Raw genomic sequence first — 13174 nt, 5'->3', positions numbered from 1 at the left:
AGGGACTCGGCGCCCGGGTTTATCCTCCCGCGAATCCGGGAGGGGGTCCCAAGTGAACGACCGCGCCGCCAGCGCCGTGCGAAGCTATGACACGACCATCGACCGCGCCGGCCTGGCGCTGGGCGTGGGCAGTATGTTTGCCGGGCTGATCGTGCTCGGGCTGCTGCTGCTCGGCGGCAAGCGCGACCCGCTCAGCCTGGTCGGCGGCTGGATGATCGGCAGCCTGATCGCCGGCATCGCGATCACCGCGGTGGGCGGGCCGGTCTGGGTGGCAATGCATGTCGCCGGGCTGCGCCGCGCGCGCCATGCCGCGCTGGTCGGCGCGCTGACCGCGCTCGCCATCTTCATCGGCGCGCAGACCTATGGCTTCGGGCTGTTCGAGATGCCGCCGATGGACAATCGCGCGCTCGTGCTACGCTGGCTCAGCGCGCTGGCGACCAGCGGTATCCTGGCCCTGTTCGCTGCCGCTACCGCCACGCTGATGTGGCGCATCGCCTATCGTCGCGAATATTGACGCCGGCTGATCGGCGCATGCCCGTGCGGCATGCGCCGTGGCGGGTCACGCCTTGCACGCGCCCAGGCGCTTGCCGGTCAGGCGGATCGTCATCGACGATTCCTTGGTCTGGCCGGGCATGGTCATGCTGCGCTTCATCGTCAGGTCATAGGCGTTGGGACCCTGGGTGCCGCTGATCGACACGCGCGAAGGGCCCGCCGGCGTGGTGCATTCCATCACCGCATCGACCTTGCCCGCCTTCGAAGCGAATTTGGGGAAGCGGCAGATGCTCTGCATCGCCGGGAATTGCGTGACGTCGAACGGCTTGACGTCCTGCGCGGTGCGGCAGCCGCTGCGCATCCGCGGCGGCTTGCCGATCTCGGCCTTGAGCGGGGCGACCTTCTCCTCGGGTGCGCCGCCGGCCTCGAGCGCGACCAGCTGCTCGCCTTCCTCCCACTGGCCCGCCGACTGGCCGGGCGCCTTGGTCTCGGCCGCCGCGCTCTGCTTGGCGACCTCTTCCATGCTGGCATTCTCCAGCTGGATCACCCCGGTCTGACGCGCGCTCTCCTCGGTCGAGGGCCCCTGGTTGCAGGCGGCGAGCGGGAGCAGCGCTCCGGCAGCGAGAATCGTCAGACGCATGATGTTCCCCTGGGGTTGGCGTGCGGGGCAGCCAGAACGGAACTTGCGGGGGATTACAAGGGGCGATTGGCGCCGCGGTCGGCGGGATACCCGGGACCCGCAGTGAATTTGAACCAAATAGGTTCAGTTGTTCTTGATATGTTCCATGGGGTCCCCACGTTGCTGCCCGGGGAGAGGTGGCACATGAAATTGAAGCGATCGAATTCCCGAAGGGCTGAGAGCGCCTTCGCGATCTATCTGCGGACGGGGTATCGTGCGGCGCCGGGCGTCGAGTTCAAGTTCAACCCCTGGCACGATACCGGGAACGGCCGTTTCACCTTTGTCGGACAGGGGCGGTTCTATCCGAATGGCTATGCGCCGCAGGATCACACGCAGCGCGACCGCGAGGCCGGCGCCAAGCTGATACGCGAAGATTATGGAGGGCGGCGGCAGCCGTCGGAGCGCGATCCCTATGTTCCGGATCGCAGCGATCTGAGTCCCTGGCATCCGGCGAACTGGAAAGTTTACGTTGTTCGACCGGGCGATAGCCTGACCAGCATCGCACGCATGCGGAAGGGGCTGACCGTTGAAGATCTCGCAGGGCTGAACCGCATTCCCGTGGGCAAGTTGCGCATAGGGCAGATGCTTATGCTGCCTACGCAGCGCTCGTTGGATGAGGGGCGGGATGCTCGCAGCAAGTTCATGGCCCTGGCACTGTATATGGGAACCCATGATGGGCGGATGCCGCCCAACCCCGCGAAGCCGCCGTCCGTGGCGGAGCAGATCAGCGCTACGTATCAACGGATTTCAAGAAATGGCTATCTGTATGAGTTGGATTTGGCCAACCGGTTCAAGCGGGTGACTGGTATTCTCACCCGCAATCCAGCGCAGGGTCGTTCGCGGAAAGCGCAAGAGATGGCGGGCGGTCCCGATCGCTTGCCCAAGGATCACGGCGGTCATGTCATTGCGCGCGTGTTCAATGGCCCCAAAGACTGGTTCAACCACTTCGCCCAGGACGGTTCCTTCAATGTGACTGCATATGCGGGGCTTGAGCGAAGTTGGAACAACGCCTTGAAGGCCGGTCAAAAGGTGAGAGTCGATATTCGGGCCAGCTATGAAGGCCTGTCTAGGCGGCCTAATTTGATAGTGGCGTATTATTGGATCGATGGCGAACCCCATATTCGCCGTTTCAAGAACACGTCCGGAGGGGGAGGACAATGACCGAAAAATCCATGGATGAATGCCTCAATGCGATCGGCCAGGCGATAGCCGACGAGATCGATGGCGACCCAGATGGTGCATTTTTGTATGCGGAGGCAGAGCCTGGAGCGATCTACGAGGCATTGTTCCTGGATAGGGGGAACAGTGTCGAATATATCGAAGCTAGCGCTGCGCTTTCTACGGTGCTCTTCGAAGCGTGGTACGCGTCTGGGCCTGGAAAAGCCTGGGCCACACTGTCCTATGCCATCGTCGGAAAAGCATTCGACGCCAGTTTCCAATATCCCGATGAGATTTCCAATGACGAAGGACCAGAGGAGCGCCGCCGCCGGGTCTTGAAGGAGAGATACGGCGACAAGCCAATCAAATATCCCACGCCGCCATCGGATCTCATCGAACTGTAACCTGCCGCGATTGCTACCGCCTCCCCCGCTTCCCATATTCCCCGCGATGGCAATCCAGATTCGCACCAGCCTGGCCGAGCCCGAGACCGGGCAGAGCTTTGTCCCCCACCGCCCGCAGCGCCCCGACAAGCTCGAGGGCGGGCGGCCGTTCAAGCTCGTCAGCGAATATGAGCCCTCGGGCGACCAGCGGTTCGCGATCCCCGAGCTGGTCGAGCAGGCACGGGCCGGCGAGCGGGATCAGGTGCTGCTGGGCGTCACCGGCTCGGGCAAGACCTATACCATGGCCAAGGTGATCGAGACGCTGCAGCGCCCGGCGCTGGTTCTGGCGCCGAACAAGATCCTGGCCGCGCAGCTCTATGGCGAGATGAAGTCGTTCTTCCCGGAGAACGCGGTCGAGTATTTCGTCAGCTATTACGACTACTACCAGCCCGAGGCGTACGTTCCGCGGTCGGACACCTACATCGAGAAGGAAAGCTCGGTGAACGAGGCGATCGACCGGATGCGCCACTCGGCGACGCGTTCGCTGCTCGAGCGCGACGACGTCATCATCGTTGCCTCGGTGTCGTGCCTCTACGGTATCGGCTCGGTCGAGACCTATTCGGCGATGATCTTCGACCTGAAGAAGGGCCAGTCGGTCGACCAGCGCGAGGTGATCCGCAAGCTGGTCGCGCTCCAGTACAAGCGCAACGACGCCGCCTTCGGGCGCGGCGCCTTCCGGGTGCGCGGCGACAGCCTGGAGATCTTCCCCTCGCACTATGAGGACAGCGCCTGGCGCATTTCCTTCTTCGGCGACGATATCGAGGAGATCACCGAGTTCGACCCGCTGACCGGCGCGAAGGTGGCGAGCCTCGACTATGTCCGCGTCTTCGCCAACTCGCACTATGTGACGCCCGGGCCGACGATGAAGCAGGCGATGGAGGGCATCCGCCACGAGCTGAGCGAGCGGCTCAAGGAGCTGGAGGCGGAGGGCAAGCTGCTCGAGCACCAGCGGCTGGAGCAGCGCACGAATTTCGACCTCGAGATGATCGCCGCGACGGGCAGTTGCGCGGGCATCGAGAACTACTCGCGTTTCCTCACCGGACGCCTGCCCGGCGAGCCGCCGCCCACGCTGTTCGAGTATCTGCCGGAGAACGCGCTGCTCTTCGTCGACGAGAGCCACCAGACGATCGGCCAGATCAACGGCATGTCGCGCGGCGACCATCGCCGCAAGGTGACGCTGGCCGAGTACGGCTTCCGCCTGCCCAGCGCGATCGACAACCGGCCGCTGCGCTTCAACGAATGGGAGGCGATGCGTCCGCAGACCGTCTATGTCTCGGCGACGCCGGGCGGCTGGGAGATGGAGCAGACCGGCGGCGTGTTCGTCGAGCAGGTGATCCGCCCGACCGGGCTCATCGATCCGCCGGTCGAGATCAAGCCGGTCGAGGAGCAGGTCCAGGACCTGATCCAGGAGTGCAAGGCGACCACGGCCAAGGGCTATCGCACGCTGGTGACGACGCTCACCAAGCGCATGGCCGAGGATTTGACCGAATATATGCACGAGGCGGGCGTGAAGGTCCGCTACATGCACTCGGACACCGAGACGCTGGAGCGCATCGAGCTGATCCGCGACCTGCGCATGGGCGTGTACGACGTGCTCGTCGGCATCAACCTGCTGCGCGAGGGCCTCGACATCCCGGAATGCGGCCTCGTCGCGATCCTCGATGCCGACAAGGAAGGCTTCCTGCGCAGCGAGACCTCGCTGATCCAGACGATCGGTCGCGCGGCGCGCAACGTCGAGGGGCGGGTGATCCTCTATGCCGATCGCATGACCGGCAGCATGGAGCGCGCGCTTGCCGAGACCGGCCGCCGCCGCGAGAAGCAGGAGGAATATAACCGCGAGCACGGCATCACGCCGGCGACGATCAAGCGCAATATCGGCGATATCATCGCGCACGTCGCCTCGAAGGACCAGGTGACGGTCGAGATCGACGCCGACCGTCCGCACATGGTCGGCCACAACCTGCGCGCGTATATCGAGGAACTCGAGAAGAAGATGCGCGACGCGGCGGCGAACCTCGAGTTCGAGGAAGCCGGGCGCCTGCGCGACGAGATCCGTGCGCTCGAAGCCGAGGAGCTCGGCCTGCCCGAGGACCAGCGCAAGGCGCCGGTCATGGGGCGGTCGAACGAAGGCAAGCCGGGCACGCGCAAGACGCGCTACGGCAAGGTGCAGAAGAAATGGGGCGGGAAGCGCTAGGCACGTCGCCACGCGCCGGCGGGCCGTTTCGTCGCCGCGGCGGTTGAGCCCTTCCGGTACTTCCCCCATAAGGCCGGGCATGCGCCGCCAATTGCTCGTCTTCGCCTCCGCGCTTGCCATTGCGGGCTGTTCGGAAACCCCGCCCATCGTGCCGCCGCCGGCACCCCGGCCGGTTCCCGTGCCCACGCCCGCTCCGGCACCCGCGCCCGCGCCGCCCCCCACGCTGGGTGCCGACTGGCGCGATTGGCCGCTGACGCCCGGGACCTGGGCCTACAAGCAGGACGGGCGCGGCTCGGTCGCGCTCTATGGCGTGGCCGGGGCCGAGGCGGAGCTGATCCTGCGCTGCGACAATGCGCGCGGCCGGGTGGTGCTGTCGCGCCGCGGTGAGGGTGCGGCGAACCTGACGGTGCGCACCACCAGCACGCTGCGCCAGCTTCCCGTCCAGCCGCTGCCTGCCGGCGCCACGCCCTGGCTGGCCGCCGATCTGGGGCCGCGCGATTCCGTCCTCGACGCCATGGGCTATAGCCGCGGGCGCTTCCTGGTGGAGGGCAGCGGGCTGCCGACTCTGGTGGTGCCGGCCTATGCCGAGATCCTGCGCGTCGCCGAGGATTGCCGCAGCTAGGCCGCGGGTCGCGGCGGCGGGCCTTTGGTAGCGATGCCGGGGGTGCCCGGGCCAGCTTCCGGCCCAGAATTCCAGAATCGCTCAGAAAAAGATTTTATACAAGACTTGTTCTGCGACTCGCGGTGATTCAAATAGTTGGCGTGCCCTTCGAGTGCACAGGCTTCTTCAACTAGCGAAAGGAGGTGATCCGATGTCTCATGGTTCAGCAATGGGGTCGGTTCAGTTCGTTCGGGAGACGCACCGCTAAGCTTCAGGCGCGATCGGAAGCCCTCCGATCGTACGGCGCCGGGAGGTATTCTCCTCCAATCAACGGCGTCAGTCCGAAGCAAAGCGGTCCGCATGGTCTCCCGGGCTGGAGCTTCCGGCCGCTGACCATGTCGGAGGTCGCCGGGTCGTCGGGAGACGCCCCGGCGACCTCTTTCATTTTGGGGAAGGCGAGATGATCGATCGCGGCAGCCCGGCATGGCGCTGGATCCGCATTGCGGGCGGTGGCCTGGTGCTGGGCCTGCTCGGCGTCGTCATCGGCAACCTGCTGTTCCCGGGCTCGGGAGCCGGCGAGGCACAGGCCCCGGCGCTGCTGCGCGACTTGCCCGGCGAATATGCCAAAGCGAGCCCGGCGCTGACGGCGCGGCTGCGTGCGCGCTTCCCGAGGGGCAGTGACGAAGCAGCGCTGATCCGCGAGCTTGCCGCACAGGGTTTCACGGTCAGCCCGCCCTCGCACGGCGCCGACTGGCGGCGGGAGGGCTTCCCCTGCATCGAGATCGCCCGCGTCTGGTGGCAGGCCGACGCCGGCAGGATCACTGCGATCGAAGGCCTCAGGAACGCGATCTGCCCCTAGCGCGGATCGAAGATCGACCAGCCGGTGTGATGGACCAGCCGCTCGAGCGCCAGCGTGCCGAGCTGCGAATTGCCGCGCTCGTTGAGCCCCGGCGACCAGACCGCGATCGAAGCGATGCCAGGAGCGACCGCGAGGATCCCGCCGCCCACGCCCGACTTGCCCGGCAGGCCGACGCGGAAGGCGAATTCGCCCGATCCGTCATAATGGCCGCAGGTGAGCATCAGCGCGTTGATGCGGCGGGCGCGGCGCGTCGAGACGATGCTGAGCCCGGTATCGGGCTGGACCCCGCCCGCCATCAGGAAGCGGCCTGCGCGGGCGAGCTGGCGGCAGCTCATCGCGATGGCGCATTGGTGGAAATAGACGCCGAGCACTTCCTCTGCCGGGCGGTGGAGGTTGCCGAAGGCGCGCATATACTGGGCAAGCGCGAAGTTGCGGAAGCCAGTGTCCTGCTCCGCCCGGGCGACGGTTTCGTCGACATGGATCGCCTCGTCGCCCGCCAGTCCGCGCACGAAGCGCAGCATCTCGCCGATGACTTCACGCGGGGCGCCGCGGCCGAGCAGGACATCGTCGACCACGATCGCGCCGGCGTTGACGAAGGGATTGCGCGGGATGCCGTGCTCGGTCTCGAGCTGGACGATCGAGTTGAACGCGCTTCCCGAAGGCTCGCGCCCGACGCGCTGCCAGAGCTGGTCCCCCACCGCGCCCAGCGCCTGGGTGAGCGCGAACACCTTGGAGACCGACTGGATCGAGAAGGGCAGATCCGCGTCGCCGGCGGCATATTCGCTGCCGTCCGCAAGGGTGATCGCGATGCCGAAATGCGCCGGATCCACGGCGGCGAGGGGCGGGATATACTGGGCCGGGGTGCCGCGATCGGGCGCTGCGGCCATCTCGGCGGCGATATCGGCAACGATCCGCGACAGGCTTTCCATCTGCCCTTGCTAGACGGCGACGGCGCGAACGCAAATCATCGCGCCGAAATAGCCGCCGGCGCCCCGCCGCGCCCGACTAGGGGTTTGCCGGTTCGCCGGTGCTCTTGGCGACGCCGGAGGTGATCTGCCCCATCTGCGACGCCGCGCTGCGGTTGCCGCGGCCATAATAGAGGCCGGAAAGATAGGCACGATCGCTGGCGGTCAGGGTCGTCGGGCCGGGCAGCGCGCCGGGCTCGAACAGGCGCAGGATGGTGTCGTCGTCGGTCGCCAGCTTTTCGGGGCGGCTCTGCATCAGGCCGCGCATCGCGGCATAATCGGCCACCTGCATCAGGTTCTTGCCGAGCGTCGCGCGCGTCTCGATCACGACATAGGCGAGCTCGATCTGCTGCTGGGTGGACTGGTTGATGATCGATGCCTGGGGGATGCGCAGCACCGGCTTGCCGTTGCCGATGGTGATCCGCGCGCCGTTCCCGCTGGTGTCGCTGTCGCTCGAACGGGATTCGCCGATCATCTGGCCATCCTCGTTATGGATGCGCGTGACGGTCCAGCTGCGCGCTGCCGCCGTGGAGGCGAGCAGGCGCTTGCGCTTGGTGGGGTCCATGTCGGTGAACTGGGTGGGATAGAGGCGGTAGAGCTCGCGAGTGAATTCGCGGCCGTCATCCACGATCACCACCACCAGATTGGGCCGGCACCTGGCGTCGCCGGGCTTCGCGCCCGCCTCCGTCGCCACCTTGCGAATGCGCGCGGCGACCTTCTGGGCATAGACATCGGTAAAGCCCGAGACGAAGGGGCAGACCTCGTCGCCGTAGCGCGCGAGCTGTCCCTCCACCGGCACCGACATCCGGCCGACCAGCGCCCGTGCCTGCTCCTTGGCATCGAGCACCTTGCCGCGGACGATGATCGTCGACTGGCCGTCGGAATCGGCGCGGTCCTGCGCGAAGGCCGGGGTGGCGAGGAGCAGCGCAGCCGCGCCGATTGCTTGAGACAGTTTCCGCACAGGTACCTCGTTGAACAAAGTGCGGCCCTTGTATCGCAAGCGATTGCGGCGGCCAACGGCGCGATGGGGTCTTTGCACCGCTCCGGAGCGAGCCGTTTCGATACCCGGACGGGGTCAGCGGGCGGGAAGGAGACGGAGCAGCCGCACATTGCCGGCGAACCCCGCGGAGCCAAGCACCAGCTTGTTGTTGCCGTCGAGCAGCGAGACCGGGGCGGGGAGGCGCAATTTCTGCCAGCCGGGCTTGCCGGCCACTGCGAGCGTAACCGGGGCGCCGCCGTTGAGCGTGATCCTCAGCGGGCCGCCGGTGTCGGATTTCACTTCGATCTCCACCGCGAAGCTGCCGCCGCCCTCGGCCACCAGCGTGTAGCGCATCCATTCGCCGGGCACGAAGTCGCTGACATACAGGCTCTCGCCCTCGCCACGGGCGATGTCGACCCCGTCGTTGCGCCAGGTCCGCCCGTTGTTCCACAGCGTGCGCGCCTTGCCGGTGGAGACATGGTAATTGGCGTTGTCGCTGTCGTGATAGGCGACGCCGTCCGGGCCGAGATCATAATCGGTGGCGCCGATCTCGGCGCCTTCGGCGGCTACCCCGAGCGGTGCGAAGGACCGGGGGCTGGGATCGTGCGGCTGGCGCAGCATCGCGTCGACCACGTCGGGATGGAAGACATTGTTCTCGTGCCGGATGTCGTGCCGGGCGAGCTGCATCAGCGTGGCATAGGCTTCCTCGGCGGTCGGGCGCGGGCCCTTGGCGGTCCAATAGGCGACCAGCTTCGCCCAGCCGGGATTGGGCACGATCTCCAGCGGGTTGTTGAAGCCGATCTTCTTGAGCGGCCAGAAGGCCCAGCCGATATCGTGCTTCTCGACCAGGCTGATCGCATCGCGGAACCAGACATTGGAGTTCTCGCCCGATTCCCCCAGCCAGAGCGGCATGTCGTAGGTCTCGCGCAGCTTGAGTACGCCGGCGATCGAGGCTTCGTCGTTGGTGTTCCAGTATTTGTGGAAGCTGAGCGCGGTGTTCTTGTCGGCGAAGGGCAGCAGGCCCTGGTAATTGTTGCCCCAGCAATTGCCCTCGATGATGATCATGTGGCGCTTGTCGACCTGGCGGATCGCGGCGGCGATATCGGTATAGAGCTGCTTGAGCGGGGCGTTGCTCGTCTCCTTGCAGCCATGGTCGCCGCCGGGCGCGGTGAAGTCCCAATTGGGCTCGTTGAGCACGTCATAGGCGCCGATGCCGGGTTCGTCGGCGTAGCGCCGGGCAAGCTCGCGCCACAGTGCGATCGTCTTGCGGCGGTTCTCGGCGTTCTGCCACAGCGAAGGCTTGTCGGGATCACGGTCGGCGATCGGCAGGTCGTTGCCCTGGCCGCCGGGCGCCGCGTGCAGGTCGAGGATCAGGTACATGCCGTTCGCCCTGGTCCAGGCGAGCAGCGTGTCGATGCGCTTGAAGCCGTCCTCCAGCCAGCTGTCCTTGCCTGCGACGGGTTCCTTCTCGATCGGCAGCGTGAGCAGGTTGTAGTGGAGCGGCAGGCGGACCGAGTTCATGCCCCAGCGCGCCATCATGTCGATGTCCGCCTTGCGCGTGTGGTTGTCGATCCAGGCCTTGTAGAATTCCGCCGTCTTCTCCTCGCCGATCAGCTCGGCGATCGCGGCGCGGATGCGATATTGCTGGCCCGAGCCCAGCTGGCCGAGCTGGAGCATATAGCCTTCCTGCAGCATCCAGCCGCCCAGCCCCATGCCACGCAGCAGCACCGGGTTGCCGCTCTCGTCGACGATGCGCTGGCCATCGGCGCGCAGGAAGGTCTGGGCTGACGCTGGCAACGTTGTCATGCAAGCGAGCAAGGCGAGCGCGAGCTTCTTCATTCCGGGCGGTCCTCTCTGTTCGGTTTTGGAGGAACCTAGCGCGAAGCGCGGTTGAGAGCGATCACAATTGTCGACGGGATGGCGCCGGAAGGCGGTTCTTGGCCTGTACTTCGTGTACTTCCGATTCGGATCAATCGATGATCGGGTGCTTGTCGCGCAGGCGATCGGCGATGCGCTCGATCGCGTCATTCTCGTCCGCCTCGCCGCCGGGGGTAATCGACCAGTTGCAATGCGGATGGGTCTCGGCGCTGTAGCGCTTCACCGGGCCGATGACGTTGCGCCAGCGCCGCCGCGTGCCACCCACTTCGCGCAGCAGGATGGCGAGGAACTGGTCGGTAAGGTCGAGCGCGTTCATGCGCCTTCCGCCGCCAGGCCCTTGAGCCGGTAGAGCATCTCCAGCGCCTCGCGGGGGGACAGGCTGTCGATGTCGAGCGCGCCGAGCTCGGTGCGCAGTACATCGACCGCTTCTTCCTCTTCCACCGCGTTGGCGGCGAATAGCGGCAGGTCGTCCAGCCCCGCCGCGAGCCCGCCGGTCTGGGCGCGGCCGGCCTCAAGCTTGTCGAGCACTGCCTTGGCGCGCTTGATCGTGATCGGGGGCAGGCCGGCGAGGCGCGCGACGGCCAGGCCATAGCTGCGATCGGCCGGGCCCTCGGCGACTTCGTGGAGGAGGACGAGATCGCCCTTCCACTCGCGCGCGCGGACATGGTGGAGGGTGAGCGCGTCGCAGCGCTCGGCCAGCCGGGTCAGCTCGTGATAGTGGGTGGCGAACAGGCAGCGGCAGCGATTGTCCTCATGGATCGCCTCGACCACCGACCAGGCGATGGCGAGGCCGTCATAGGTCGAGGTGCCGCGGCCGACCTCGTCGAGGATGACGAAGCTGCGCGGGGTCGCCTGGGCGAGGATCGCGGCGGTCTCGACCATCTCGACCATGAAGGTAGAGCGGCCCCGGGCGAGGTTGTCGGAAGCGCCGACGCGGCTGAACAGCCGGTCGACCATGCCGAGCGTCGCGCGGGCAGCGGGGACGTAGCTGCCGGCCTGGGCCAGCACCGCGATCAGCGCGTTCTGGCGCAGGAAGGTCGACTTGCCGCCCATGTTCGGGCCGGTGACCAGCCAGAGCCGGCTGCTCTCGGACAGGTTGCAGTCATTGGCGACGAAGCGCCCGCCGCTCTTCGCCACGGCGTCCTCGACCACCGGATGGCGTCCACCCTCGATCTCGAAACAGGCATGCTCGACGAGATGCGGGCGGGCCCAGCCGCCTTCGGCGGCGCGTTCGGCGAGGCCGGCGGAGACATCGATCCGGGCAAGCGCGTCGGCAGTGCGGGCAATGGTCTCGCGGTCGCCGAGCGCCCGGTTGGTGAGGTCCTCGAGATGCGCGGCTTCGGCGGCGAGCGCATGGGCGCCGGCCTGGGTAACCTTGACCGCGACATCGTGGAGCTCGGGCGCGTTGAAGCGGACCACGCCGGCCAGCGTCTGGCGATGGGTGAAGCCGCTGTCCTGCGCCATCAGCGGATCGGCATTCTTGGCCGGCACTTCGATATGATAGCCGAGCACGCCGTTATGGCGGATCTTGAGCGAGCCGATGCCGGTTCGGGTGCGATACTCGGCTTCGAGCGCGGCGATGGCGCGGCGGCCGCCGGCGCCGGCGTCGCGCAGGTCGTCGAGCGCTGCGTCATAGCCCTCGGCGATGTACCCGCCATTCGCGGCATCGACCGGCGGCTCCGGGACGAGCGCGCGGCTGAGCAGGTCGATCAGCGCACCGTGGCCGCGCATCTGCGGGATCAGGTCGGCGAGCAGTGGCGGAATGCCGGTCGCCTCAAGCCTTTCGGCAAGGCGCCAGGCGCCGTCCAGGCCGTCGCGCAGCTGGCCAAGGTCGCGCGGGGAGCCGCGCCCGGCGGCGAGACGGCCGAGCGCGCGGCCGATGTCGGGCATGGCCCGCAATGCGCCGCGGACCATGTCGCGCAGCAGGGCGTCGTCATGGAAATGGGTGACGAGATCGAGGCGGGCCTCGACGCCAGGGCGGTCCATCAGCGGCGCGGCGATGTCGCTGCCAAGCAGGCGCGCGCCGGCGCCGGTGACGGTACGGTCCACGCTGTCGAGCAGGCTGCCCTTGCGGGTGCCCGCCGAGCTGACGGTGAGTTCCAGGCTCTCGCGCGTCGCGGCGTCGATCGCCATCGCCGCTTCGGTGCGGGTGACGCGGGGCGGGCGCAGAAAGGGCAGCGAGCCCTTGGCATTATGCTCGAGATAAGCCGTGAGGCCGCCCGCCGCGGCCAGCGCGGCACGGGAGAATTGCCCGAAGCCGTCGAGCGTCGCCACGCCGAACAGCCGCTTGAGCCGGTCCTCGCCGGCGGCGCTGTCGAAGTCGACGCGCGGGCGGGTGACGGTGGCGAGTTCGTCGAAGGACGATCCGTCGCCGACCACGGTTTCGGCGGGAGAGAGGCGGGCGATCTCGGCGCCGGCGCGGTCGGTCGTCGTCTCGATGATCTCGAAGCGGCCGGTGGAGATGTCGGCGCAGGCGATTGCGACGCTGCCGCCCGCTTCTCCGATCGCCGCGCACCAGTTTGCGGTGCGGCTGTCGAGCAGCGATTCCTCGGTCAGCGTGCCGGCGGTGACGACGCGGACGATGGCGCGGTTGACCAGCGCCTTGGAGCCCATGCGCTTGCGCGCTTCCTCCGGCGTCTCGGTCTGGTTGGCGATGGCGACGCGGTGGCCGGCCTTGATCAGGCGGGCGAGATAGCCCTCCATCGCATGCACCGGCACGCCGCACATCGGGATGCGCTCGCCGTCATGCTCGCCGCGCGCGGTCAGTGCGATGTCGAGCACCGCGCTGGCGATCTTGGCGTCCTCGAAGAACAGCTCGAAGAAGTCGCCCATCCGGTAGAAGAGCAGGCAATCCTCGGCCTCGGCCTTGAGCGCCAGATATTGCGCCATCATCGGAGTGGGAGCGGTGGAGGACATGTCCGTTCCG

The 13174-nt window shown here is 67.2% G+C and carries 12 protein-coding genes; 6 read left to right on the top strand and 6 right to left on the bottom strand.

The features are described from left to right. Positions 1-52: 52 nt before the first annotated feature. Positions 53-514, top strand: coding sequence for a hypothetical protein (locus O3305_RS13065; protein WP_184164510.1), 462 nt, complete (start codon positions 53-55; stop codon positions 512-514). Positions 515-559: 45 nt separating this feature from the next. Here O3305_RS13065 and O3305_RS13060 read toward each other — a convergent pair whose 3' ends face one another. Beyond that, on the bottom strand, positions 560-1132 hold the full coding sequence (locus O3305_RS13060; RefSeq protein ID WP_269572951.1) for a DUF3617 domain-containing protein: 573 nt from the start codon (positions 1130-1132) through the stop codon (positions 560-562). A gap of 183 nt (positions 1133-1315) precedes the next feature. On the opposite strand from O3305_RS13060, the gene O3305_RS13055 reads away from it, so the two are divergent. From O3305_RS13055 to O3305_RS13035, 5 genes are all read left to right on the top strand, one after another. Continuing rightward, positions 1316-2332, top strand: coding sequence for a LysM peptidoglycan-binding domain-containing protein (locus O3305_RS13055; protein WP_269572950.1), 1017 nt, complete (start codon positions 1316-1318; stop codon positions 2330-2332). Beyond that, on the top strand, positions 2329-2733 hold the full coding sequence (locus tag O3305_RS13050) for a hypothetical protein (RefSeq protein ID WP_269572949.1): 405 nt from the start codon (positions 2329-2331) through the stop codon (positions 2731-2733). Before O3305_RS13055 ends, O3305_RS13050 begins: the two co-directional genes overlap by 4 nt. 46 nt (positions 2734-2779) lie before the next feature. Beyond that, a complete protein-coding gene (uvrB, locus tag O3305_RS13045; protein ID WP_269572948.1) occupies positions 2780-4966 on the top strand; it encodes an excinuclease ABC subunit UvrB in 2187 nt (728 codons plus the stop codon). A 79-nt stretch (positions 4967-5045) separates the two neighbouring features. Next, a complete protein-coding gene (locus tag O3305_RS13040) occupies positions 5046-5588 on the top strand; it encodes a hypothetical protein (RefSeq protein ID WP_269572947.1) in 543 nt (180 codons plus the stop codon). 439 nt (positions 5589-6027) lie between these two features. Beyond that, positions 6028-6426, top strand: a complete 399-nt coding sequence (locus tag O3305_RS13035) for a hypothetical protein (protein WP_269572946.1) — start codon at positions 6028-6030, stop codon at positions 6424-6426. Here the strand turns inward: O3305_RS13035 and O3305_RS13030 are convergent. The 5 genes from O3305_RS13030 to mutS form a co-directional block, all read right to left on the bottom strand. Further along, positions 6423-7355 carry a glutaminase gene (locus O3305_RS13030; RefSeq protein ID WP_269572945.1) on the bottom strand — a complete coding sequence of 311 codons (933 nt, stop codon included), beginning with the start codon at positions 7353-7355 and terminating at the stop codon, positions 6423-6425. The genes O3305_RS13035 and O3305_RS13030 overlap by 4 nt on opposite strands. Positions 7356-7431: 76 nt before the next feature. Continuing rightward, on the bottom strand, positions 7432-8352 hold the full coding sequence (locus O3305_RS13025; RefSeq protein WP_269572944.1) for a hypothetical protein: 921 nt from the start codon (positions 8350-8352) through the stop codon (positions 7432-7434). A 114-nt stretch (positions 8353-8466) separates the two neighbouring features. Beyond that, positions 8467-10176 carry a cellulase family glycosylhydrolase gene (locus O3305_RS13020; RefSeq protein WP_269572943.1) on the bottom strand — a complete coding sequence of 570 codons (1710 nt, stop codon included), beginning with the start codon at positions 10174-10176 and terminating at the stop codon, positions 8467-8469. A gap of 163 nt (positions 10177-10339) precedes the next feature. After that, the gene (locus O3305_RS13015) at positions 10340-10564 is read right to left on the bottom strand and encodes a hypothetical protein (protein WP_184164533.1); all 225 of its coding nucleotides are present in this window, start codon (positions 10562-10564) and stop codon (positions 10340-10342) included. Then, entirely contained in the window at positions 10561-13140 is a 2580-nt protein-coding gene (gene mutS / locus O3305_RS13010) for a DNA mismatch repair protein MutS (RefSeq protein WP_269576511.1), read from the bottom strand. The genes O3305_RS13015 and mutS overlap by 4 nt, the downstream gene beginning before the upstream one ends. Between the last annotated feature and the right edge of the window lie 34 nt (positions 13141-13174).

It is taken from the genome of Sphingomonas sp. NIBR02145 (assembly GCF_027359115.1).
Lineage (GTDB): Bacteria > Pseudomonadota > Alphaproteobacteria > Sphingomonadales > Sphingomonadaceae > Sphingomonas > Sphingomonas kyeonggiensis_A.
This window is presented reverse-complemented; position numbering and strand designations above follow the sequence as displayed.

What these genes read in the sequence shown, in the direction of transcription:
- O3305_RS13015 (WP_184164533.1), bottom strand. Translation starts at nt 10,564, where the DNA reads ATGAACGCGCTCGACCTTACCGACCAGTTCCTCGCCATCCTGCTGCGC.
- O3305_RS13055 (WP_269572950.1), top strand. Translation starts at nt 1,316, where the DNA reads ATGAAATTGAAGCGATCGAATTCCCGAAGGGCTGAGAGCGCCTTCGCG.
- O3305_RS13050 (WP_269572949.1), top strand. Translation starts at nt 2,329, where the DNA reads ATGACCGAAAAATCCATGGATGAATGCCTCAATGCGATCGGCCAGGCG.
- O3305_RS13020 (WP_269572943.1), bottom strand. Translation starts at nt 10,176, where the DNA reads ATGACAACGTTGCCAGCGTCAGCCCAGACCTTCCTGCGCGCCGATGGC.
- O3305_RS13035 (WP_269572946.1), top strand. Translation starts at nt 6,028, where the DNA reads ATGATCGATCGCGGCAGCCCGGCATGGCGCTGGATCCGCATTGCGGGC.
- mutS (WP_269576511.1), bottom strand. Translation starts at nt 13,140, where the DNA reads ATGATGGCGCAATATCTGGCGCTCAAGGCCGAGGCCGAGGATTGCCTG.
- O3305_RS13040 (WP_269572947.1), top strand. Translation starts at nt 5,046, where the DNA reads ATGCGCCGCCAATTGCTCGTCTTCGCCTCCGCGCTTGCCATTGCGGGC.
- O3305_RS13060 (WP_269572951.1), bottom strand. Translation starts at nt 1,132, where the DNA reads ATGCGTCTGACGATTCTCGCTGCCGGAGCGCTGCTCCCGCTCGCCGCC.
- uvrB (WP_269572948.1), top strand. Translation starts at nt 2,780, where the DNA reads ATGGCAATCCAGATTCGCACCAGCCTGGCCGAGCCCGAGACCGGGCAG.
- O3305_RS13030 (WP_269572945.1), bottom strand. Translation starts at nt 7,355, where the DNA reads ATGGAAAGCCTGTCGCGGATCGTTGCCGATATCGCCGCCGAGATGGCC.